General features: G+C 71.3%; 22 protein-coding genes. 10 read left to right on the top strand and 12 right to left on the bottom strand.

The window, feature by feature from the left end; translation table 11 throughout:
• Nucleotide 1: 1 nt before the first annotated feature.
• The 4 genes from EAD89_RS21895 to EAD89_RS21880 all read right to left on the bottom strand — a co-directional run bounded on the left by EAD89_RS21895 (nt 2) and on the right by EAD89_RS21880 (nt 5,623).
• Nucleotides 2-568, bottom strand: a complete 567-nt coding sequence (locus EAD89_RS21895) for a maleylpyruvate isomerase N-terminal domain-containing protein (RefSeq protein ID WP_121677033.1) — start codon at nt 566-568, stop codon at nt 2-4.
• Between the two features lie 123 nt (nt 569-691).
• Nucleotides 692-2,488 (bottom strand): serine hydrolase domain-containing protein, encoded by a 1,797-nt coding sequence (locus tag EAD89_RS21890; protein ID WP_121677032.1) that lies wholly within the window; start codon nt 2,486-2,488, stop codon nt 692-694.
• A gap of 11 nt (nt 2,489-2,499) precedes the next feature.
• Nucleotides 2,500-3,792: an exo-beta-N-acetylmuramidase NamZ domain-containing protein gene (locus tag EAD89_RS21885; protein WP_121677031.1), complete on the bottom strand. Its 1,293-nt coding sequence runs from the start codon at nt 3,790-3,792 to the stop codon at nt 2,500-2,502.
• Between the two features lie 10 nt (nt 3,793-3,802).
• A complete protein-coding gene (locus EAD89_RS21880) occupies nt 3,803-5,623 on the bottom strand; it encodes a glycoside hydrolase family 3 protein (protein ID WP_199733588.1) in 1,821 nt (606 codons plus the stop codon).
• A gap of 197 nt (nt 5,624-5,820) precedes the next feature.
• On the opposite strand from EAD89_RS21880, the gene EAD89_RS21875 reads away from it, so the two are divergent.
• The 4 genes from EAD89_RS21875 (at nt 5,821) to EAD89_RS21860 (ending at nt 8,059) form a co-directional block, all read left to right on the top strand.
• Nucleotides 5,821-6,147 (top strand): PadR family transcriptional regulator, encoded by a 327-nt coding sequence (locus EAD89_RS21875; RefSeq protein WP_121652919.1) that lies wholly within the window; start codon nt 5,821-5,823, stop codon nt 6,145-6,147.
• Nucleotides 6,144-6,500: a DUF1048 domain-containing protein gene (locus EAD89_RS21870; RefSeq protein ID WP_121677030.1), complete on the top strand. Its 357-nt coding sequence runs from the start codon at nt 6,144-6,146 to the stop codon at nt 6,498-6,500. The genes EAD89_RS21875 and EAD89_RS21870 overlap by 4 nt, the downstream gene beginning before the upstream one ends.
• A 1-nt stretch (nt 6,501) precedes the next feature.
• Nucleotides 6,502-6,828 (top strand): DUF1048 domain-containing protein, encoded by a 327-nt coding sequence (locus EAD89_RS21865; RefSeq protein WP_121677029.1) that lies wholly within the window; start codon nt 6,502-6,504, stop codon nt 6,826-6,828.
• Between the two features lie 277 nt (nt 6,829-7,105).
• Entirely contained in the window at nt 7,106-8,059 is a 954-nt protein-coding gene (locus tag EAD89_RS21860; RefSeq protein WP_121677028.1) for a D-2-hydroxyacid dehydrogenase family protein, read from the top strand.
• Between the two features lie 42 nt (nt 8,060-8,101).
• Here EAD89_RS21860 and EAD89_RS21855 read toward each other — a convergent pair whose 3' ends face one another.
• Nucleotides 8,102-8,527, bottom strand: coding sequence for a MarR family winged helix-turn-helix transcriptional regulator (locus tag EAD89_RS21855; RefSeq protein WP_121677027.1), 426 nt, complete (start codon nt 8,525-8,527; stop codon nt 8,102-8,104).
• A 109-nt stretch (nt 8,528-8,636) separates the two neighbouring features.
• On the opposite strand from EAD89_RS21855, the gene EAD89_RS21850 reads away from it, so the two are divergent.
• Both EAD89_RS21850 and EAD89_RS21845 read left to right on the top strand, forming a co-directional pair.
• Nucleotides 8,637-9,530, top strand: a complete 894-nt coding sequence (locus tag EAD89_RS21850) for an MBL fold metallo-hydrolase (RefSeq protein ID WP_121677026.1) — start codon at nt 8,637-8,639, stop codon at nt 9,528-9,530.
• A 61-nt stretch (nt 9,531-9,591) separates the two neighbouring features.
• Nucleotides 9,592-10,569, top strand: coding sequence for an aldo/keto reductase (locus EAD89_RS21845; RefSeq protein ID WP_121677025.1), 978 nt, complete (start codon nt 9,592-9,594; stop codon nt 10,567-10,569).
• 219 nt (nt 10,570-10,788) lie between these two features.
• Here EAD89_RS21845 and EAD89_RS21840 read toward each other — a convergent pair whose 3' ends face one another.
• A complete protein-coding gene (locus EAD89_RS21840; RefSeq protein WP_121677024.1) occupies nt 10,789-11,265 on the bottom strand; it encodes a hypothetical protein in 477 nt (158 codons plus the stop codon).
• Nucleotides 11,266-11,325: 60 nt separating this feature from the next.
• On the opposite strand from EAD89_RS21840, the gene EAD89_RS21835 reads away from it, so the two are divergent.
• Nucleotides 11,326-13,227 (top strand): prolyl oligopeptidase family serine peptidase, encoded by a 1,902-nt coding sequence (locus EAD89_RS21835; protein WP_121677023.1) that lies wholly within the window; start codon nt 11,326-11,328, stop codon nt 13,225-13,227.
• Nucleotides 13,228-13,668: 441 nt separating this feature from the next.
• Here EAD89_RS21835 and EAD89_RS21830 read toward each other — a convergent pair whose 3' ends face one another.
• The 5 genes from EAD89_RS21830 to EAD89_RS21810 all read right to left on the bottom strand — a co-directional run bounded on the left by EAD89_RS21830 (nt 13,669) and on the right by EAD89_RS21810 (nt 17,376).
• Nucleotides 13,669-14,814, bottom strand: coding sequence for an RNA polymerase sigma factor (locus EAD89_RS21830; RefSeq protein WP_121677022.1), 1,146 nt, complete (start codon nt 14,812-14,814; stop codon nt 13,669-13,671).
• Entirely contained in the window at nt 14,811-15,218 is a 408-nt protein-coding gene (locus EAD89_RS21825; protein ID WP_121677046.1) for a YciI family protein, read from the bottom strand. The genes EAD89_RS21830 and EAD89_RS21825 overlap by 4 nt, the downstream gene beginning before the upstream one ends.
• A 143-nt stretch (nt 15,219-15,361) precedes the next feature.
• Nucleotides 15,362-15,862, bottom strand: coding sequence for an HNH endonuclease (locus EAD89_RS21820; RefSeq protein WP_121677021.1), 501 nt, complete (start codon nt 15,860-15,862; stop codon nt 15,362-15,364).
• A gap of 4 nt (nt 15,863-15,866) precedes the next feature.
• Nucleotides 15,867-16,490 carry an NTP transferase domain-containing protein gene (locus EAD89_RS21815; protein WP_121677020.1) on the bottom strand — a complete coding sequence of 208 codons (624 nt, stop codon included), beginning with the start codon at nt 16,488-16,490 and terminating at the stop codon, nt 15,867-15,869.
• Nucleotides 16,491-16,641: 151 nt separating this feature from the next.
• Nucleotides 16,642-17,376, bottom strand: a complete 735-nt coding sequence (locus EAD89_RS21810) for an SDR family oxidoreductase (protein ID WP_121677019.1) — start codon at nt 17,374-17,376, stop codon at nt 16,642-16,644.
• 141 nt (nt 17,377-17,517) lie between these two features.
• Between EAD89_RS21810 and EAD89_RS21805 the strand changes: the two genes are divergently transcribed.
• Nucleotides 17,518-18,003 (top strand): Rrf2 family transcriptional regulator, encoded by a 486-nt coding sequence (locus EAD89_RS21805; protein WP_121652906.1) that lies wholly within the window; start codon nt 17,518-17,520, stop codon nt 18,001-18,003.
• 8 nt (nt 18,004-18,011) lie between these two features.
• Here EAD89_RS21805 and EAD89_RS21800 read toward each other — a convergent pair whose 3' ends face one another.
• Nucleotides 18,012-19,565 carry a glycosyltransferase family 39 protein gene (locus EAD89_RS21800; RefSeq protein WP_199733587.1) on the bottom strand — a complete coding sequence of 518 codons (1,554 nt, stop codon included), beginning with the start codon at nt 19,563-19,565 and terminating at the stop codon, nt 18,012-18,014.
• A gap of 100 nt (nt 19,566-19,665) precedes the next feature.
• On the opposite strand from EAD89_RS21800, the gene EAD89_RS21795 reads away from it, so the two are divergent.
• Together EAD89_RS21795 and EAD89_RS21790 are read left to right on the top strand one after the other, a co-directional pair.
• Nucleotides 19,666-20,694, top strand: coding sequence for an aldo/keto reductase (locus EAD89_RS21795; RefSeq protein WP_121677018.1), 1,029 nt, complete (start codon nt 19,666-19,668; stop codon nt 20,692-20,694).
• A gap of 21 nt (nt 20,695-20,715) precedes the next feature.
• Complete coding sequence (locus tag EAD89_RS21790; protein WP_121677017.1) at nt 20,716-21,225, top strand: DinB family protein; 510 nt, start codon at nt 20,716-20,718, stop codon at nt 21,223-21,225.
• Nucleotides 21,226-21,239 lie beyond the last annotated feature (14 nt).

The following is a 21,239-nucleotide window of genomic DNA, read 5'->3' as shown; positions in this document are numbered from 1 at the left end:
GTCAGTCCAGTGCGGCGCGCCAGGTCCACGAGGTGCGCCGCGCCCGGCCGGGCAGTTCCCCGCGCCCGGTCATCCACAGCAGCACCTCGGGCGCCGCGCCGGGCGGGGCGTCCGGGAACAGCCGCCGCAGCACCAGTGCGCTGAGCCGGTGCGGCGGCTGCCACGGCACGCCGAGGCCGAGGGTGATGTCGTGGGTGTGCAGCAGGGTCTCCGCCACCCCCATCGCGGCGAAGCCGGCCGGGTCGCACGGGCCGAAGTGCCAGGCCCGGGTCTCCGGCGGCGCCGTGTCGACCGCGGCGGTGAGCAGCCCTGCGCAGGCCCGGACCACCGTCAGGACCTGCGCCGGCGTCGCGGTGGGGGAGACCCGCAGGTCGTACGGCAGGTAGGCGTCGTCCGGTCGGCCGGTGACCTGGCCGGCGTACCCGAGCAGGTCGTGCGCCACGTGCGCGGCGGTGGTCCAGCAGCTCCAGCGCAGCGTGCCGGCGGGCACCGACCAGTCGCCGTCCCGGTGCGGGTCCAGGACCCGGGCCATCTCATCCGCCGCGTCGCGTACGTCGGCGCCGTTCATCGCTGGCATCCGTCGACCCTCGCAGCGCCCGCCGGCCGCCGCAACGCGATTCGACGCGACGCGCGCCGTGGGCCGCCCGTTCGCCCGAGGGCCGGCCACCGCCACCGGCCCCGGGCGGACAGCTCAAGTGCGTGCGGGTGACCACCCGTCGGCGACGAGTCGGGAGGCGTCGGCGCCCTCGCCGGAGAACAGCGGGCCGTACCGGTCCGCCGCCAGGATCCGGTCGACGTAGACGCCGCGCCCCTGCCCGGAGCCGTCGGTGCTGCTGCTCCACCGCAGGTGGGTGGCCTGCTCGGGCAACGCCACCGAGACCTGCCACCACACCCGGCCGCCGTAGCCGGTGACCGTGCCGTCGGCGCTCCACCGTCGGCCGGCGTCGCGGAGCCGCATGGTGGCCGACGTCCAGGTCTGCCCGCCGTCGGTGGAGACCTCGAATCGTGCGCTGTCGTAGCGGGGTTCGGTGTCGTACCAGAGCAGGAAGCTCGCCGTGGCGCCCCGCGCGGGCCGGCGCAGCGGCGCCGTGAGCGTGCTCGTCGCGGAGTCGCGGGGATCGGCCCGCCAGGCGCTGGCCGAACGCGGCCGCACCGGCATCGCCTCTGCCAGGTCGCGGGCGACGGCACGGCGGGCCACGTTGTTGCTGCCCCAGCCACGGTCGGGGTGCACCCGGTTGCTGAGCATGACGACGAACGAGTGCGACAGCGGGTCGATGACGATCGACGTCCCGGTGAAGCCCGTGTGCCCGAAGGCCACCGGCGAGGAGAGCCCCATCATGTACCAGTGCTTGTTCAGCTCGAAGCCGAGGCCGCGGTCGCTCTCCGGGTAGGCCGACTCCAACGGCGCGTTGTAGTTGACCAGCATCGAGCGCACCGTGTCCGACCGTAGGATCCGCCGCCCGCGGTACTCGCCGCCGTTGAGCAGCGACTGGCAGAGCACGGCCAGGTCCGCCGCCGTGGAGAACACCCCGGCGTGCCCGGCCACCCCGCCGAGCGACCACGCGTTCTCGTCGTGCACCTCACCCCAGACCATGCCGCGCCCGGCGTACGGCTGGTACTCGGTCGCGGCGATCCGCGACCGCCGCTCCGGGCCCGGGTTGTAGCCGGTGTCGGTCATGCCCAGCGGCCGGGTCACGCCGTCACGGACCAGGTCGGCCAGCGGTCGACCGGTTACCCGCTCCACCAGCACACCCAGCGCGATCAGGCCGAGGTCGGAGTAGACGTACTGGCCACCGGGTGTCGCCCCGGTCGCGAGCGGCGTGGCGAGCGCGGCCGTGAACCGCTCGGCCGGCGTCGGGTACCTGCTCCACAGTGGCACGAACGCGGGCAGCCCCGACGTGTGGGTGAGCAGCATCCGGACGGTGACCGTCGCCTTGCCGCCGGCGGCGAACTCCGGGACGTACCGGGCGACCGGCGCGTCCAGCTCCACCCGCCCCCGCTCCACCTGCTGCATGGTGACGACCGTGGTGAACAGCTTCGACACCGACGCCAGGTCGAAGATGGTGTCGGGTCGGGTCGCGATCTGCTGGTCGGCTGGTAGTTCCACGCCGAGAAGAGCGGGCGGTGGCCCGACGGACGCGTACTTCACCGCGCTGCCCACGGCGGCGTGCTGAACGATCACGCCGTCCTTGGCGGCCAGGACCACCGCGCCCGCGTACGCCGGGTATCCGGGGTGGTCCGGCGTCGGCTGGAGATACGCCGCCAGGTCGGCGGGAAGGCGGTCCACCTGCTCGGGGAGCAGCCCGACCTGGCGGGCGCCGCCGCGGCGCAGTGTGTCGTGCCGGAACTGGATGTCGGCGGGGGAGACGGTCGGCGGGCCGGACGCGGGCGACGCTGCCACGCCGGTGGCGGGTAGCGTCGTGCCCGCGACCACCAGGGCCAGGCCGAGCGCGAGTGAGTGGAACGAACGTCGGACCGACCTGGTCATGACCGCACTCCTTAGTAGAGCAGGTAGGGCCGGCGGCGCCGGTTGAAGGTGGCCAGCTCGTCGGCCCACGCGCCGACGACGTCGTCGACGTCGGCTCCGGCGTCGATCTGGGTACGCAGTCGCGGCGAGCCGGTGAGCTTGTCGATCCAGTACGGGCGAACGGTGTCCCAGGAGTCGCGTCGCCAGGCGAACGCCGGATACTTGTGCGCCTCCACCAGCATGGCCACGCCGGTGCGGATCGGGTCGTACACGGCCGGGTCGACGACCTTGACCTCCACGCCGGCGCAGGGCTTGTTGAGCAGGTCCGGCTTCTGCCCGGCCGAGGTGGGCGAGAAGTACGCCTCGCGGAACTCGACCCCGGGCAGGTTCCGGGCGTTGAGCCGGTCACCCCAGTGGTAGTCGTAGTCGGTCGCCAACCCGCCGATCAGCTCGAACGGGCGGCACGTGCCACGCCCTTCGGTGATTGACGCGACGCCCTCGAACAGGCCGGTTCCCGGGTAGACCAGCGCGGTGTCCGGGGTGGGCATGTTCGGACTGGGCATCACCCAGGGCACGCCGGTGTCGGCGGCGAGGTCGTCGCGCTTCCAGTGCCTGCACCGCACCACGTCCAGGTCGACCGGTCGCCCCGCCTCGGTGGGCAGGAAGGTGGCGTTGAAGAACCGGGCCAGCTCCCCGACGGTCATCCCGTGCTGCTGGATGATCTCCTTCAGACCCACCCCCGAGGTGTACGGGGTGGTCATCATCGGCCCGTAGGCCCGCCCGCCGATCGGGTTGGGCCGGTCCAGCACGACGTAGCGTTTGCCGACCCGGGCCGCCGCGACCATCGAGGTGTACATCGTCCAGATGTAGGTGTAGAAGCGGACCCCGACGTCCTGGATGTCGAAGACCACCGTGTCCACCCCGGCCTCGGTGAACATGGCTTCCCACCGGGCCTGCGAGGCGCCGTACGCGTCGTACACCGTGATGCCGGTGCGGGCGTCGACGCCGGTGCCCTCGCTGCCGCCGGCCTGCGCGGAGCCGCGGAAACCGTGCTCGGGGCCGAACGCCGCGACCAGTTGGACCCGGCCGGAGCCGTGCATCAGGTCGACGAGATGCCGGTAGGTCGAGTCGACACCGGTCGGGTTGGAGACAACACCGACCCGCTGGCCGGTGAGCTCGGCGAACCCGGAGGACACCAACTCGTCGAGGCCGGTGCGGACCGTACGGCCACGGGGGCTGGCGACTGCGGGCGTCACGGCCGCGCCGACCCCGAGCGCTCCCACGCCCAGTGCGCCCGTGCCGACCAGGAAATTCCTCCGCTGCATTGGTTGCCTCCTACCAGCTCAGGCCGTGGCCGTAGGGATAGAGCACGGAGCCCCCGCCCTCGGCCGTGGGGATCGTGACGGGCAGCCGCCCGCTCGGGGACAGCTCGCCGTGCAGCGCGCGGACGAGCGTGTCCATCGCCGCCCGGGTGTACGAGTAGGTCGCCAGGTAGGTGGTCACGCCCGGCAGGTACGCGATGTCGTACGGGTCGCGGACCGCGACGACGACCACCGGCTTGCCGGTGCCGACCAGCGCCGCGACGAGGCGCTGCTGGGTGGCGCGCGGATCGGAGACGGTCGTGTCCCACGCCTTGTTCACCAGCACGACGGTGAGGTCGTGCCCGGCGGCCTGGGCGGCCGTCGCGGCGATCACCGCGTCCGACGGCAGCGTCGCCGGTCGGGCGGTGGCTCGGGCGCCACGGGCCGTGAACCCGGCGGCGACCGTGGCGACCGGAGCGAAGGCGGCGCTGTCCCAGCCGGTGACCAGCACCGACCGGTCGGCGCGGGGCAGAGGTAGCACGCCGGCGTCGTTGCGGACGGCGGTGAGCGTCGGGTCGGTGACCCGGGCGACGGCGGCGAGATGCTCCGGCGCGCCGACCGTCCGGACCGCACGTTCGACGTCGACCAGCGGTGAGTGGGCCAGTCCCTGGCGGTACTTCATGCCGAGGATGCGCCGGACCGACTCGTCGATCCGGCGCTCGGTGAGCTCGCCGGTGGCGACGGCCCGCAGCACCGCGTTCCGGGCCAGCGCGAGGTCCGGCGGCATCAGGAGCTGGTCGGCGCCGGCCTTGAGCGCCAGGACGGGCACCCGCTCGTCGCCGTACTTCGCGCGTACGCCCGCCATGTTCAACGCGTCGGTGACGATGACGCCCCGGAAGCCGAGTTCACCGCGCAGCACACCGGTGAGGATCCTGGGCGACAGCGTCGCCGGGTCGCCGGACGGGTCGAGCGCGGGGATCACGATGTGCGCGGTCATGATCGAGTCGACGCCGGCCCTGATCGCCCGCCGGAACGGCGGCGCGTCGATCCGGTCCCACTCGGCGCGGCTGTGGTTGATCACCGGGAGGCCGGTGTGGCTGTCGGTGGCCGTGTCGCCGTGCCCGGGGAAGTGCTTCGCCACGGCGGTCACCCGGGCGTCGTCCTGGAAGCCGCTGACCTGGGCGGCGGTGAGGTCGGCCACCAGACGGGGGTCGGCGCCGAAGGACCGGACGCCGATCACCGGGTTGCCCGCGTTGACGTTGACGTCGGCGATCGGCGCGTACGGCTGGCGGATGCCGACGGCCCGCAGTTCGCGCCCGGTGACGTCCGCCGCCGTCCGGGCGAGACCGGGTGAGCGTGCCGCCCCCAGCGCCATCGCCCCGGGGAACTGGGCGGCGGGGGAGGGCATCCGCAGCACGGTGCCCTGCTCCTGGTCGGTGGAGATGAGCAGCGGCACCCGGCCCTTCGCGCGGTCGCCGAGGGCGGCGCGCTGGAGTCCGTTGGAGAGGGTGGCGATCTGGCGGGGACTGTCCAGGTTGTGCGACCAGGAGAAGTAGCAGACGCCGCCGAGGTGGTACCGCTGGATCACCTCGGCCGGTGTCTCCACACCGAACGCGGCGAGGTTCGCGGCCCGGTCGGCGGCCGTGGGCTCGGTGGCGTCACCGCCGTAGACGTAGGTGGAGAAGAGCTGGCCGACCTTCTGCTCCAGGCTCATGTGCCGCAGCGTCGAGGTGACCCAGCCGTGCTCGGCCGACGGGGAGTGTGCCGGTGCGGGGGAGGCCTGGGCGGGGAGCGGGGCGAGGGTGACGGCCAGGGTTGCCACCCAGGCGGTCGCGGTAACGAGTCGGGTCTGCATAGACGCCTCTCAGTCCGGGTGACTGAAACTTAGCTACGCCACGACCGTCAGTCAAGAAGGTTACCTACAAACAGTGGTTTCCGGTGACGTCCTGAGATTCGAGGCGCTACTTGGTACTACCGGATACCGGTAGTCGGTGATACGTTGTAGCGGTACCCAGTGCTACGAGGTACCAGGGGGACCGAAGAGGAGTCGCCATGGAGGATCTGACGGAGATGTTGAAGGGCACGCTGGAGGGCTGCGTGCTCGAAATCATCGGCGGCGAGGAGACCTACGGGTACGCCGTCACGCGTCGGTTGAACGAGCTCGGCTTCGTCGACGTCATCGAGGGGACGGTGTACACCATCCTGCTGCGACTGGAGCGCAACGGACTCGTCCAGGTGACGAAACGACCATCCGAGGTGGGACCCCCGCGCAAGTTCTACTCGCTCAACGACGCCGGGCGCGAGGAACTCGCACGGTTCTGGGCGAAATGGCAGTACGTCTCAGCACGCATCGACAAGCTCAGGGAGGGGGCGAGATGAGCTTCTGGGAGACCATCACGGGCAGCGATCTCACCAGGGAATGGAAGGTGTTCGAAGCCCGGGCGGAGGCATTGCCGGCCGACTACCAGGCGGCGTGGCAACAGATCAAGGGCCATCTATTCCCGTACGGGGACTTCACCGGTCGCAACCTGATGCCGATCCTCGACGCCGCCCTGGGGCTGCTCGAAGAAGCATCGGCGGACGGGCAGAGCGTCCACGAGGTGCTCGGCGACGACATCCACGGCTTCTGCGCGGCGTTGGCCGGCGGAGAGGGAGCCCGGACCTATCGCGACCGGTGGCGCGAGCAGTTGAACAGGACCGTTGCACGAAAACTGGCCCGGCTGGGAGGCTGACGTGGGAGTCCAGGACATCATCGAGGGCAAGAAGCAGTGGCGGGCGCACGTGGCTCGGGTCAAGACCCTCCCGCCGGATTACCAGATCGTCTACAAGGAGATGCAGAAGTACCTGTTCAAGGTCGGACCGGTCGACCTGGCCGACGGGCGCCTGCTCTCCGGGATCGTCGACTTCTTCGAGGAGGGCGCCGCGGCTGGCAAGAGGGTTCTGGAAGTCACCGGCACCGACGTCGCCACCTTCTGCGACGACCTCATCAAGGACTCGCGCACCTACGCGGACGTCTATCAGGAGTCCATCCGCACGAACACCGACACGGACAAGAAGTAACACCTGTCGGCACCATGCCGGCGGGCGTCAGCCCGCACGACGCGCTGGCGAGCCGAGTAGCTCGCCGGCGCGTCGGCAGATCCGCGCTTCCCCCAATGGCATGCCGTCAACGAGAGCGCAGATCGGCCAGATCGGGCCGGTTGCACGCTGTTGGCCCGGTTCCACGACTCGACGACGTTGAGGCCCGCGGTGCAGGGGATGTGGCGTCCTGCTCCCAAGCGTGAACCCAGCGCCGAAGTAGCGATGAGCCGGAGCGGGAGGCGTACGGTCGTTCGGCATGTCAACTGATTTCCGCTGCGCCCTGCTGGACGACTACCAGGGGGTGGCACTCGGGCTGGCGGACTGGTCCAAGGTCCGTGCCACCAGCTTTCGCGAGCACTTCACGAGCACTGAGGAGCTCGTAGCGGCCATCCGAGACTGCGAGATCGTGGTCGCCATGAGGGAGCGCACGCCGTTTTCCGCCGAGGTGTTCGACCAGCTGCCCCACCTGCGGCTGCTCGTCACCACCGGCATGAGCAACGCCGCCATCGACCTGGAGGCGGCGCGGGCGCACGGCGTCACGGTGTGCGGCACGGGCGGCGGCTGGACCTCGACGGTCGAGCTGACGTGGGCGCTGATCCTTGGCCTGGCCCGCCACCTGGTGCCTGAGGCGACCGCGCTGCGCACCAGCGGTCCATGGCAGCACACCCTGGGCGTCGACCTGCACGGACGCACCCTCGGGCTGCTCGGCCTGGGCAGGATCGGGTCGCAGGTGGCGGCGGTCGGCCGGGCGTTCGGCATGGACGTGCTGGCCTGGAGCCACAACCTGACGCGCGAGCGGGCCGAGGAGTGCGGCGCGCGGCTGGCCCCCGACCTGGACGCCCTGCTCGTCGGCTCCGACATCGTCTCCGTCCACCTCGTGCTCGGCGACCGGACGCGCGGGCTCGTCGGCGGGCGGGAACTCGCGCTGATGAAGCCCACCGCCTACCTGGTCAACACCTCGCGGGCGGCGATCGTCGACCAGTCCGCCCTGGCGAGCGCGCTGCGCGAGGGGCGGATCGCGGGGGCCGGGCTGGACGTGTTCGACGAGGAGCCGCTGCCCGCCGGCCACGAGTTCCGTACGCTGCCGAACGTGCTGGCCACGCCGCACCTCGGCTATGTCAGCGAGCTGAACTACGCGACGTTCTTCCGTGACGCCGTGGACGACATCGGCGCCTTCCTCGACGGCAGCCCGATCCGGGCGCTGACCTGACTCACCCGCTGTGGACGCCTCCGTGCAGGCCCGTCAGAGCGGTCAGCGGATGAGGGCGCGGCTGAGGAGGTGCTGCAGGACGTCCTGCTCTTCGGGGGCCAGTGGGGCCAGTGGGGAGTCTTTGGAGAGCAGCTCGAGGAGGCGGTCGCGGAGCTCGGTGCCCTTGGAGGTCAGGATGAGCTGCTTGGCGCGGCGGTCGTCGGGGTGTGGATGGCGTTCGAGGTAGCCCTGCCCTTCGAGGCGATCGGCGACGAAGGTGATGTTGGAGGCCTCACAGCCCATCCGTTCGGCGAGTTCGCGCAGCGTCATGGGGTGGGTCAGCTCGCGTAGCGCGGTGCCCTGTGAGGGTGTGAGACCGAGGGTGGCCGTGCGGGCTCGAAGGTGGGCTTCGATCTGACTGGCCAGTTCTTTGACCAGCCCGCACAGCCGGCGGTCGGCTTGGGGTTGGGTTTCGCGCTCGGTGGTCACGGCATGAGTCTACTGCAGCTCGAATAGTTGCAGCTGAAACTGTTCTAGCTGTAACTTTCGCTCGGTGCCGTCGCCTGGCGGCACCTCTTCGAGCGCGAGGTAGGGCAATATGGCCACAACGACCGATTTCGACCGCGTACGGCTGACGAGCGCACCGCGCGTCCGTTCGCTCCGCCTGGGTGAACTGAAGATCACCTACGTCCCGGACGGGCTGGCCCTGTGCAAGCCACGCGGCTGGCTGCCCGCCGCCACCGACGCGGACTGGTCGGCCAATCACGATCATCTCGACGACGGGGGCTTCCTGCCCGCAGCCGTCGGCGGGCTGCTGGTCGAGCGGGGTGACCGGGCGTTGCTCATCGACACCGGGTTCGGACCCGAGTCCCACCCCGACGACCCGGCCAACCCGATGCTGGGAAGCATCTACGGCGGCGAGCTGCTGGACGGCCTGCGGCGGCTGGGCCGCGAGCCGAGCCAGATCGAGGCCGTCGCCATCACCCACCTGCACCTCGATCACCTGGGCTGGGCCTGGAGCAACGAGCCCGGCACCGACACGCCGCCATTCGCGCACGCCACCCACTTCATCGCGGCGCCCGAGTGGGAGCGGCGCGACCTGGCCGCCGCGGGCGGGGCGACCGAGGAACGTCTGGCCGCCTTCGCACCACGCGTTCGCACGGTCGAGGACGGCGAGGAGATCTTCCCCGGCGTACGGGTCTCGTTCTCGCTCGGACACACCGTCGGCCACGCCACGTACACCATCACCGGCGGTGACCGGCGGCTGATCGCGTTCGGCGACGCGATGCACGCGCCGATCCAGGTCACCCACCCCGAATGGGGCTGCGGGATCGACCACGACCCCGCCGACGCCGCCGAGTACCGCCGCCGCCTGGTCGAAGAGCTGAGCCGCCCCGACACCATCGGCTTCGGCAACCACTTCGCCGACGTGGTCTTCGGACGCGCCGAGCGCCGCAACGACGGCCGGTTCACCTGGATCCCCGTCGCCTGACCGTTCCACCCGGTGGTACGGCCCCTGTCGTACCAATCTGCCAGAGATAAGGAGAACTGCAATGAAGCACATCAAGCTGGGGGACCTGGACGTCTCCCGTATCGGTCTCGGCCTGGTGTCGATGTCCTACGCCTACACGGGAGCCGGCACGGACGACGCCGAGTCGATCCGCACCATTCACCGGGCCCTGGAGCTGGGCGTCACGTTCCTGGACACCGCCGAGGTGTACGGCCCGTACATCAACGAGGAACTCCTCGGCAAAGCGCTCAAGGGCCGCCGGGACCAGGCCGTGGTGGCGACGAAGTTCGGCATGATCTCGCATGCGCACGGCGGGGCAGGGCAACTCGACAGCAGCCCGGCCAACATCCGCACGGCCGTCGAAGGCTCACTCAAGCGGCTGGGCACCGACTACATCGACCTGTACTACCAGCATCGAGTCGACCCGAACACACCGATTGAGGACACCATCGGGGCGCTGGCCGAACTGATCACCGAGGGCAAGGTCCGCCACATCGGCCTGTCCGAGGCCGGGCCGGAGACGATCCGCCGTGCCCACGCCGTGCATCCCATCGCTGCCGTCCAGTCGGAGTACTCCCTGTGGACCCGGGTTCCGGAGGCGCAGGTGCTGCCTCTGCTGCGCGAGCTGAACATCGGCTTCGTGCCCTACTCGCCTCTGGGACGCGGCTTCCTCACCGGGCAGATCCGCTCGACCAGCGGCTTCGACGAGACCGACCTGCGAAAGAACAACCCGCGCTTCACCGGCGAGAACCTCCAGCACAACCTGCGTCTCGCAGACGAGGTCCAAGCCATCGCCGCCGAAGCGGGTACCACCCCGGCGCAGATCGCCCTGGCCTGGCTGTTGACCCGGGGCGACGACATCGCCCCTATCCCCGGCACCAAGCGCGTGGCACGCGTCGAGGAGAACACTGCCGCCGACGCCGTCGAACTGACCGCCGAGCAGATCGAGAAGCTCAACAACCTTCCTCCTGCTGTCGGCGAGACCCACGACGAAGCCGCCATGCGCCTGTTGGAGCGTTGATCCCAGCCGCGGCTGGGACCGCACATTCACGGGCGCGACCCCTGCCGCTTGCGCACGGGCGGCATCGCTTCCGGTAGCTCTGACCGACAACGTTTCCACCCGAGCTGAGAAGTTCTCCGCGCGGTGCGTTGCCGATCGAGCCGGTCGAACACCTCGTCCAGCGGTTCGGTGCGCAGCGTGCAGGTACGCCACGGGCGCCTGCACGCTGCGCACCACGACCTAGTCCTGCTCCAGGGCTTCGGTGACCCCGCGGATGCCGGCGCGGATCATCTCGCCGTACGGGTCGTCCGGCAACCGCCCGACGAAGCGCTCGGCCAGTGCCAGGTGTTCCCGGGCCAGGGCGGTGTGGCCCAGGCGCCGGTGGTCGTCGGCGAGGTTGAGGTGCAGCGACGGCAGGAATCCCTGGACCTGCATCGAGGGGTGGTACTGCTGGGCGCGTTCGTCGGTGAGGTCGGCGACGGCGGCCAGTGCTCGCTCGTCCCAGCTGAGTTCAGCTTCGGTGCTCTCCTGAAGGTCGGCCAGATAGTGCGCGAGAGTGCAGCGGTGGAAGGCGTCGCCGTCGCCGCCGATCTCGTCCCAGAGCGCGGTGAGGGTGTCGCGGGCCAGTGTCTGCTGTCCTGATCGACCGAGCTGTACGGCGTCGACGATGCGGGTCATGGTCGGGTCGGGCGCGGGCTGGTCGTCGTGGTCGTCCATGCCGCAGATGGTCGAGGCTCAACCTCGTCGAGGGTCAACGTGTGCTGACAGACTGATCGCATGACAGGTCTGACCGCCGAACTCGTGGTCGATGGTCGTGACCCACAGACCCCGGCGCTCGCCCCGAACGGGCGCCTGCTCTGCTACGTCCTCGCTCCCGTCAGCCGGACCGGTGACCACCTCGACACCGAACTCTGGCTCGTCGACACCGATGGCGCGGCCGCGTCGCGTCGGGCGACCGCCGACACCGCGACCGAGTCCCGGCCACGCTGGTCGGCCGACTCGGAGACGCTGTTCTTCCTGTCCGACCGCGCCGACCGCGGTACCTCGCAACTGCACGGGCTCACCCTCGCCGCCGGCACGACGACCACGCTGACCAGTTGGCGCGCCGGCGTCATCGACCACCTGCCGCTCGCCGACCCCGACCTGGTCGCTCTGCTCGCCGAGGACGAACCCACCGAGCAGGACGCGCGCCGCGCCCGGGACCGCGACGACGCCATTGTCGTCGGTGAGCGCGAACCGCGTGCCCGGTTGCGCCTGCTCGACCTGCGCACCGGGCGGGTCACCACCCCGGATGTGTTCGGTGACCGGCACGTCGTGGAGGTGCGGCAACGTCCCGACGGCGGTCCACTTGCCGTGCTGACCGGGGGCAGCGCCGACAACGACTACGGCCCGCGCACCGGCCAACTGCACCTGTTCGACCCCACGACCGGGACCGCGGAGAACCTCGGACCGGTCGGGGTGGACGCACGATCTCTTGCCTGGTGGCCGGGCGAGGACGGTTGGCACGTCGGTTACCTCGCGCTCACCCCACCGGTTCTGCACGCCGGCACCGCCGTGTTCGACCTGGCCGTGAACAGCCGCGTCCTCCGCAACCGCACCGCTGGTCTCTCGATGTGCCCCACCACCCTCTGCCAGACCGATGCCGCCCCGCTGGTGGTGTTCGCCGACGGCCTGAACACCACCCTGGCCCGGCTCGACGCCAAAGACCTCACGACCCTGTCGCATCACCCCGGACGCCTCGACAACCTCGCCACCACCCCTGCCGGCGACGAGATCGCGGTGCTTACCGGTACCCGCTATCAGCGCCCGAACGTTCACATCGGACCGCCCACCGGCCCGCTGCGAAGAATCACCAACACCCGCCCGGAACTGGACGGCATCGCACTCGGCACGCAACAACCGCTGGCCTACCGCGCCGCCGACGGCCTCGACCTGGACGGCCTGCTCGTACTGCCGGTGGGAAAAACCGCGTCGGATGGCCCGTTCCCGCTGGTCACGATCGTGCACGGAGGCCCGTACGATCGCTACGCCGATCGTTGCCAGTTGTTCTGGTTTCCCAGCGCGCAGTGGCTGGCCGCCGCCGGCTACGCGGTCCTGCTACCGAACCCGCGCGGCGGCCAGGGCCATGGCCACCGGTTCGCCGCCAGCGTCGCCGGCCGGGTCGGGCAGCAGGAGTGGACCGACATCCTGACCGGCATCGACCTGCTCATCGCCGAGGGCGTCGCCGATCCCGACCGGCTGGGCATCGCCGGCTGGAGCCACGGTGGCTTCATGTCCGCCTGGGCCGTCGGCCAGACCGACCGTTTCCGCGCCGCGCTGGTCGGCGCCGGCATCGTCGACTGGGGCATGCTCGCCGCGACCGGGGAGAACGGCCAGTTCGAAGCCGCGCTGGGTGGCAGCACCGGCTGGTCCGGCGTCGGCCCACACCCGCATGACGCGGTCAGCCCGATCTCCTTCGCCAGCCACATCCGCACTCCGGTGCTCATCATGCACGGCGCCGAGGACACGAACGTTCCCCTCGGACAGGCCGTGTACCTCCACCGGGCGCTGCGCCACTTCGACGTCGAGCACGAGTTCGTGATCTACCCGCGAGAGGGCCACTCGATCCGGGAACGCAACCACCAACTCGACGTCCTGCGCCGGACCCGCGCCTGGTTTGATCGCTGGCTCCTGCCCTGACCGGGGCGCGTGGACCAGACGTCGTTGCCTCCAACCGGTTGTTGCTGATCTGAGCTGACGTCAAGACCCAGGCGGATCTCATGCCGAGACACGCGCCCGCCCGACGATGCTCGGCCCGGCTCGTCATGTCGTTCTGGGAAACCGCCGACCTTCCGCCGACCACGCCGGAGCCGACTGGCCGACTCGGCCGCGAACCGACAGTCCGTGCCGCAGCTGTTCGAGGCTGAAGCTCGATTACCGGTTTACCATTAACGATAATCCGATAATGCATCGCCACATAAGGGGCATAGCGTGCATGCATCATAATGACAGTTCTTGTGCGTAACGCGTCAGAATGGTGTGCTGCGGCATCCTCGACGCCCTGGGACGCTGCCGGACACGGTCACCAACGCCGCGCCAGACCCATGACCCGAGCACCCGCCGTGGGTCCGGGTTCGTCGCTCACCCGCGCAGCTGCGCGTTGAGCCGGGCGGCCTGTCGCATGAGGTGGTCACGTTCGGGGATGTTGGGCGCCGATCGGGCGGCCTGGGCGTAGAGCCGCGCCGCGGTGACTACATCACCATCGCGCTCGTGCAGGTATGCGACGACGGCGCCGTGCCGCGGCAGCGAGGGGTCGAGCCCCGCCAGGGCGGCCAGGCCGGCCCGTGGGCCGTCGGCCTCGCCGACCGCGACGGCCCGGTTGAGGCGGGCCACCGGGCTGTCGGTGAGCCGCACCAGTTCGTCGTACCACTCGACGATCTGCACCCAGTCGGTCTCCTCGACCGTCTGGGCGTCGGCGTGGAGCGCGACGATGGCCGCCTGGGCCTGGAACTCGCCCAGGCGGTCGCGGGCGAGGGCGGCCTGGAGCACGTCGACGCCCTCGCTGATCAGTCGGGTGTTCCACAGGCCGCGGTCCTGCTCGGCGAGCGGCACAAGCCTGCCGTCGGCGCCGATCCGTGCCGGTCGTCGTGCGTGGTGGAGCAGCATGAGCGCCAGCAGGCCCGCGACCTCCTCCTGGTTGGTCCTGGCCGCCAGCTGGCGAGTGAGCCGGATCGCCTCGGCGGCGAGGTCGACGTCGCCGGAGTAGCCCTCGTTGAAGACCAGGTAGAGCACGCGCAGCACGGTGGTGACGTCACCGGGCTGGTCGAATCGGACGGTGGAGACGGTCCGCTTGGCCCTGCTGATGCGTTGGGCCATGGTCGCCTCGGGCACGAGGTAGGCCCGTGCGATCTGCCGTGTGGTCAGACCGCCGACCGCACGCAACGTGAGCGCGACGGCCGAGGCCGGTGTCAGGGACGGGTGCGCGCACAGAAAGTACAGCTGAAGGGTGTCGTCCACCGCCGTACCCAGGTCGGGCGTGGGCTCGGCCTCGACCAGTTCCTCTCGCCGCCGCCGGGAGGCGTCGGCGCGCACGGCGTCGAGGAACTTGCGCCACGCCACCGTGACCAACCAGCCCTTGGGGTCCCGCGGCGAGTCGTCCGGCCACCCGCGTACGGCCTCGACCAGGGCGTCCTGCACGGCGTCCTCGGCCGCCGCGAAGTCGGCTCCGCGGCGGACGAGGACGCCGATGACCGCGGGCACCAGCTCCCGCAGCAGCGACTCGTTCACTCGGTGGCCGTCGGCTGCACGCCGTAGAACGGGCGCACCTCGAGCCACTCGTGGATCGGCTTACCACCCGCGCCCGGAGCGGCGGACAGCTCACCGGCCAGCTCGATCGCGCGGTCGTAGGTCTCCACGTCGATCACCATCCAGCCGGCGATCAGGTCCTTGGTCTCCGCGAACGGACCATCGGTGACCGGCGGCCGCCCCTCGCCGTCGTAGCGAACGAACGTCCCCTCCGGGGAGAGCGCCTGACCGTCGACGAACTCGCCGGTGCCCTCGAGCCGAGCGGCGAAGTCGTTCATGTACTGCATGTGGGCCGAGATCTCCTCCTGGCTCCACTGGTCCATCGGCACGTCGTTGACGGCAGCCGGGGCGCCGCGGTAGTGCTTGAGCAGCAGGTACTTGGCCATCATGTCTCCTTGATCAGGTACGGCCATTCTGGCCGTGTTCGCTCCGGGGACGGAGCCGCTCTGCGGTTCTCGACATCCCACCGCGATATTTTTCGCGAGTTTTCAAGACCAGGGTGGGCGCAGCCGCTGAACGGGTCCGTTCTTCAGGCCCCGTCCGACACGGGCGACGCCGCCGCCCGCTCCTGGCTCGGGACGTACGCCGCGCGGGCCATTGCCACCTCGGCGGCCTGGCGCTCGCGCCACCGGCGCTGACTGTCCCGGTTGCAGGCGCGACACGTCCGCCGGTATCGCCCCGTCGATTCGTCGACCTCGCGGTCGTGCCCGTTGCGACAGGTCGACCGCTGCGCCCGTGTCCGGCAGCTCTCCGCGCGACTGACCTGCCGCAGATGGGTGGGCTCCACGCAGTCCCGGACGTCGCAGATGTGGTCGACGTCCAGGTCGGGGTCGTAGCCGCCGACGAAGGCCGCATAAGCGGCGATGTGTGCCCAGGCCCGGCCCGCGACCTTCTGGTAGACACCGCGCCGCGTGCCGTAGCCACGGATGATCAGGCAGCCGCCGGCCTCTCGGACCGCACGCTCCAGGAGATATCGGCGGAGACTGTCCTCGGTGAAATGCCGAGACAGACCGCTGACCCTGCTGAGCACGCCGTCACTCTAGCCGAGGGCTCGCGCGCCAGGCGTCCGCCGTACCCCCGGTCAGCCCGTAGCCGACGGCCTGTTCGGGCAGGTCCACGTCGGTGTCGTCGGCGACGTCGGCGCAGGGCACCAACCGCACGGCCGCGCCCTGCGCGCGCAGGTAGTCGCGCGCGCCCCGGTCCCCGATCGCCGCCGCGGCGGCGCCGGCCCAGTGGTGCCGGCCGAGCAGCACCGGATGTCCGGGACGTCCGTCCTGATAGGTGGCCACCGCGAGGGAGTCGGCGGTGGCGTTCCGGGCCACCCGGCGGACCGCCTGAGGGGTCAGGCCGGGCATGTCGACCAGCGTGACCACGGCCGCCACGGCGGTGCCGGACGTCAGGGCGGACAGTCCGGCCCGCAGAGACGAGCCCATGCCGGTCGCCCAGTCGTCGTTGAGCACCGCGGCGGGCAGCCGAGCCAGGGCGCGGACCCGGTCGGCCTGCGCGCCGAGCACCACCACGACCGGCCGGCAGCCGGCCGCCGCGAGGATCGCCGCGGCGTGCTCCACCAGGGGCCGATCCCGGTACGACAGGAGGGCCTTCGGCATGCCGATCCGGCGGCCGGCACCGGCCGCGAGGAGCAGTCCCGCCGTGGCCATGGGCCGAGTGTAGGCCGACCCATCGCGGCAGGGCCCCGCTGACGGCGCGGTCCGTCCGAAGAACCGCGTGGGTACCAGCCGTGGCCCGTGCGCGGTGTCCGGCGTCGGGACGATCGATCGCCGCGACGCCGGACCGCCCTGGTCGCCAGGGTCAGCGGGCGAGCCAGTCCCGGTACGAGGTGGGCGCGAGCACGGCGTCGTCCGGGGCGACCAGCGCGTCGGCGGGCGCTGCCGCGAACATGCCGGCGCTGTCGTCGGTGGTGACGGTGCGCTTGTCGCCCTGGGCGGCGAGGGTGATCCGGCCCAGCTCGTCGAGCGGGAAGACGTCGGGGCCGGCGATGTTGCGGATGCCCCGCAGGGGAGCGCCCATGCTGACGTCGGCGACGGCCTGGGCGACGTCGGCCGCCGCGATCGGCTGCAGCGGGTTGCTGGGCAGGCGGACGGTGTTCTCGTCGGCGGTCCAGGACATCACCGCCCCCATGAACTCGAAGAACTGAGTGGCGCGGACGATTGAGTAGGGGACGGGACCGGCCTTGAGGATGTCCTCCTGGAGGACCTTGGCGCGGTAGTAGGCCAGGTCGGGGACCAGGTCGACGCCCACGATCGAGAGCACCACCGCGTGCCCGACGCCGGCCTGCTCGGCGGCGGCCAGGAGGTTGTCCATGGTCGTCTGGAAGAAGGCGGGGGAGGCCTCGTCGAAGGTCGGCGAGTTCGTCAGGTTGACGACGACCTCGGCGCCCTTGAGCGCCTCGGGCAGACCCTGCCCGGTGAGGAGGTCGACCCCGGTCGACTGCGAGTGCGGCACCGCGTCGTGCCCGGCTGCCCGCAGGATCTCGACGACCTGGGACCCGATGAGGCCGGTCCCGCCCATCACGGCGATCTTCATGTTCGTTCCACCTTCCCTGGAGGGATTGCAGCCCGTTTGTCCGGCCCTCGTTGGCAGCCCGGCCGATACTCGGACTTCTTATGTCCGAGAACTATACTCGGACACGAGGGGTCCGAGTATCGGGGTGGCTAGGGTGATGCGATGAAAATGTCCGGCGGGGTCGAATGGGCGCTGCACTGCTGCGTCGTCCTCACGGTCAGCAGCAGGCCCGTCCCGGCGGCGCGGCTCGCGGAGCTGCACGACGTCTCCGGCAGCTACCTCGCCAAGCAGCTCCAGTCGCTCGCCCGCGCCGGCCTCATCCACTCCGTGCAGGGCAAGGCCGGTGGCTACGCGCTGACCCGCGCACCGGAGAGCATCACGTTGCTCGACGTGGTGCGGGCCGTCGACGGTCCCGGGCCCGCCTTCGTCTGCACCGAGATCCGGCAACGCGGCCCGCTGGCGACCCCGGCCAACGCCTGCACCAGGGCGTGCCCGGTCGCCCGGGCCATGTGGACCGCCGAGGAGGCGTGGCGTCAGGCACTCGCCGCGGTCACGATCGCCGATCTCGCCCGCGACGTCGGCACCGACTCGGGCCCCGAGGCACTGCCCGCGGTACGCGCCTGGCTGACCGGCGCCAACGACAACTGACGTCGCGGTCAGCCGGCGTGGCGTACCTCGGTGTCCCAGATCTGCGCCCACGGACGCCGCAGCCCCCGGCACACGAAGATCGGGCCGCCGTTCTCGTCGTTGTCCACGTCGACCCGCTGGTCCACCCGTCCGGCGGGTGCGCACTCGGTGAACCAGGCGTTCAGCGGGGCGGAGCGTTCCCAGCCGACGACGATCGCCACGTCGGCGTCGGCGGGTGGTCGGCCGAAGTCGACCATGCTGTTGTGCCCGGAGTACGCGCGGGGCAGATCACGGGTCGGGCCGTAGCGGGCCAGCGCGCCCGCCTCGCCGTAGTTGCCGGTCAGGATGACCGTCCGCGAGCGCTCCTCTGGCGGAAGGCCACGGTGGACCGTGGCGACCGAGTCGGCGAACGCCGGCCAACCGATGGTCTCACCGGCGTCGTAGTTGACGTCCACCACGAAGCCGGGCAACCGGTCGGCCGGCAACACCGGCAGCAGCAGCACGATGGTGGGCAGCAACAGCGGCACCGCGGCCACCGTGAGCAGAGCCCGGCGCAGCCCGACCGCACCGCGTGACGCCCAGGCGGCGGTGACCGCCGCCCCGGCGGCGGTCAGGACCAGCAGCAGCGGCGCGTCGTAGTAACCCTTGCCGCCGGCGATCAGCACGATGCCGACGACGACCAGCCAGGCCCAGCCCAGAGGGCGGTACGCCAGCCACGCCGGCCGGCGCAGCAACGCGACGAGCCCGGCGATCCAGATCGGCACCGCGTACGGGCTGATGATGACGAACTGGAGGGTGAGCGCGTCGAGGCGGCCACTGTAGGAGCTGTCACCGCCGGAGATCGAGGCGGCCACCGACAGCTGCGGAAAGCCGTGCGTGGCCTGCCAGATCAGGGTCGGCGCGGCCAGCAGCGCGGCGATCCCGACGGCGGCGAGCACCCACCGGTCGCGCAGCAGCCGGCGCGGCCCGGCGATGGCCACCCCGGCGATCAGGCCCACGGCCAGCAGCGCGGGCAGCAGCTTGTTGAGCATGCCGACGCCGAGCGCCAGCCCGATGCCGACCGCCCACCGGCTGTCGCCGGTGCGCAGCAGCCGCACCGCGCACCACACGGCGGCCAGCCAGACCAGCAGGTCGACGGTGGTGGTGCTGAGCAGGTGCCCGCCGGCGAGCACGATGCCGGACAGCGCGGCGAGCAACGCCGCGAAGCTCTGCCCGCCCCGGCCGGCGCCCAACTCCCGGGCGATGGCCGCGACCAGCAGGACCGCGACACCGGCCAGCAGCGCCGACGGGGTGCGCAGCACGACCAGGTTGCCCGGCGCGATCGTGTCGAGCAGTCGGGCCAGCGCCGGGACCAGCGGGCCCTGGTCGACGTAGCCCCAGTCGAGGTGCCGGCCGCAGAGCAGGAAGTACAGCTCGTCCCGGTGATAGCCGTAGCGGCCCGCGAGCAGCAGCAGCGTCACGCTGACCGCCGCGGCCACCAGCCACGGGCCGAGCGCGCGCGGACCCGGTGTCGGTGGCCGCTTCGACGGCGACGACTGATCCGGCCGGTGGGGTCGGCCGGTCTCGATGGCGGACTCGCTCACCCGCACATCATCACCCCTGACACCGCCGTCCGGGTGCCCGTGCCGCCCGTCCCGGGACCCGATGCGAAGATCAGCTTTGTTCCTCTACCGGAAGGACGACATGCGCTATCGCACTCTGGGCGCCACCGGCACGGTGGTGTCGACCCTGTGTCTGGGCACGATGACCTTCGGCGCGGAGACCGACGAGGAGGGCAGCTTCGCCCAGCTGGACCGGTTCGTGGAGGCCGGCGGGACGTTCATCGACACCGCCGACGTCTACTCCGCCGGCGTCTCCGAGGAGATCGTCGGCCGCTGGCTGGCTGCGCGGCCCGGCCTGCGCGACCGGCTGGTCATCGCCACCAAGGGGCGGTTCCCGATGGGCCCGGGGGCGAACGACGCCGGCCTGTCCCGGGTGCACCTGACCCGCGCCCTGGACGCCAGCCTCCGGCGCCTCGGTGTCGAGGCCGTCGACCTCTACCAGGCGCACGCCTGGGACCCGCTGACCCCGCTGCCGGAGACGCTGCGGTTCTTCGACGACGCGGTCCGCGCAGGCAAGGTCCGCTATGCGGGGGTCAGCAACTTCACCGGTTGGCAGTTGCAGAAGGCCGCCCTGCTCACCCAGCACCTCAACCTCACCCCGATCGTGACCCTCCAGCCGCAGTACAACCTGCTGGCCCGGGAGATCGAGTTCGAGCTGGTGCCGGTCTGCGAGAACGAGGGCATCGGCATCCTGCCGTGGTCACCGTTGGGCGGCGGCTGGCTGACCGGCAAGTACCAGCGGGACAGCACGCCCACCGGCGCCACCCGGCTCGGCGAGAACCCGCAGCGCGGCGTCGAGGCGTACGCGGGTCGCAACGCCGAGGAGCGCACGTGGCGGGTGATCGACGCGGTCAGCCAGGTGGCCGGGGAGCAGGGCGTGTCCATGTCGGCGGTGGCCCTCGCCTGGTTGGCGGCCCGCCCGGCGGTCACCTCGGTGATCCTCGGGGCACGGACGACGGCGCAGCTCGACGACAACCTGACCGCCGCCGACCTGGTCCTCGACGCGGAGCAGACCCGGCTGCTGGACGAGGCGAGCGCCCCGCCGGTGGGTGACTACCCGTACGGCCAGGCCGGTGTGCAGCAGCGCGGCCGCGACCTGCCCGCGGGCTGACCGGCCCCGCACAATGGGCGGATGACCATGCCCTTCCCCGAGCCCACGAGCCCCGCCGGCAGCCGCACCGAGGTCTTCCTGCGCTACCTGGACTACTTCCGGGAGTCGGTGACGACCAAGGTGTCGGCGCTGCCCGAGTCGGAGCTGCGGCGCAGCGGCCTGCCGTCGGGCTGGACGCCGCTGGAACTGCTCGAACACCTGCGGTACGTCGAGCTGCGCTGGATCGAGTGGGGTTTTCAGGGCCGGGATGTTCCCGAGCCGTGGGGTGACCGCCGCGGGGATCGTTGGTATGTCGCGCCCGAGGAGACCCGCTCGGATCTGGTGGCGGCGCTGCGGGCGCAGGGTGCGCACACCAGCGCGGTGGTGACGGCGCACGACCTGTCGGAGGTCGGCGCGCCAGGCCCGCGCTGGAGCGGCGCCGACCCCGCCTCGCTGGAGCGGGTGCTGTTCCACCTGCTCCAGGAGTACGCCCGCCACCTTGGCCACCTCGACATCGTGACCGAACTCGCCGACGGGCCGACCGGGGAGTGACCAGGCGACCGGTC

The organism is Micromonospora sp. BL4, from assembly GCF_003667505.1.
Classification (GTDB): Bacteria; Actinomycetota; Actinomycetes; order Mycobacteriales; family Micromonosporaceae; genus Micromonospora.
The sequence above is the reverse complement of the archived record's forward strand: the minus strand, read 5'-3'. Positions and strand labels throughout refer to the sequence as shown.

Bases quoted from the DNA above. Each gene is read 5' to 3' on its own strand.
- EAD89_RS21850 (WP_121677026.1), top strand. From the start codon at position 8,637: ATGGCCACAACGACCGATTTCGACCGCGTACGGCTGACGAGCGCACCG.
- EAD89_RS21810 (WP_121677019.1), bottom strand. From the start codon at position 17,376: ATGAAGATCGCCGTGATGGGCGGGACCGGCCTCATCGGGTCCCAGGTC.
- EAD89_RS21790 (WP_121677017.1), top strand. From the start codon at position 20,716: ATGACCATGCCCTTCCCCGAGCCCACGAGCCCCGCCGGCAGCCGCACC.
- EAD89_RS21835 (WP_121677023.1), top strand. From the start codon at position 11,326: ATGACAGGTCTGACCGCCGAACTCGTGGTCGATGGTCGTGACCCACAG.
- EAD89_RS21875 (WP_121652919.1), top strand. From the start codon at position 5,821: ATGGAGGATCTGACGGAGATGTTGAAGGGCACGCTGGAGGGCTGCGTG.
- EAD89_RS21840 (WP_121677024.1), bottom strand. From the start codon at position 11,265: ATGGACGACCACGACGACCAGCCCGCGCCCGACCCGACCATGACCCGC.
- EAD89_RS21890 (WP_121677032.1), bottom strand. From the start codon at position 2,488: ATGACCAGGTCGGTCCGACGTTCGTTCCACTCACTCGCGCTCGGCCTG.
- EAD89_RS21795 (WP_121677018.1), top strand. From the start codon at position 19,666: ATGCGCTATCGCACTCTGGGCGCCACCGGCACGGTGGTGTCGACCCTG.
- EAD89_RS21845 (WP_121677025.1), top strand. From the start codon at position 9,592: ATGAAGCACATCAAGCTGGGGGACCTGGACGTCTCCCGTATCGGTCTC.
- EAD89_RS21860 (WP_121677028.1), top strand. From the start codon at position 7,106: ATGTCAACTGATTTCCGCTGCGCCCTGCTGGACGACTACCAGGGGGTG.
- EAD89_RS21825 (WP_121677046.1), bottom strand. From the start codon at position 15,218: ATGGCCAAGTACCTGCTGCTCAAGCACTACCGCGGCGCCCCGGCTGCC.
- EAD89_RS21880 (WP_199733588.1), bottom strand. From the start codon at position 5,623: ATGCAGACCCGACTCGTTACCGCGACCGCCTGGGTGGCAACCCTGGCC.
- EAD89_RS21885 (WP_121677031.1), bottom strand. From the start codon at position 3,792: ATGCAGCGGAGGAATTTCCTGGTCGGCACGGGCGCACTGGGCGTGGGA.
- EAD89_RS21895 (WP_121677033.1), bottom strand. From the start codon at position 568: ATGAACGGCGCCGACGTACGCGACGCGGCGGATGAGATGGCCCGGGTC.
- EAD89_RS21805 (WP_121652906.1), top strand. From the start codon at position 17,518: ATGAAAATGTCCGGCGGGGTCGAATGGGCGCTGCACTGCTGCGTCGTC.
- EAD89_RS21870 (WP_121677030.1), top strand. From the start codon at position 6,144: ATGAGCTTCTGGGAGACCATCACGGGCAGCGATCTCACCAGGGAATGG.
- EAD89_RS21815 (WP_121677020.1), bottom strand. From the start codon at position 16,490: ATGGCCACGGCGGGACTGCTCCTCGCGGCCGGTGCCGGCCGCCGGATC.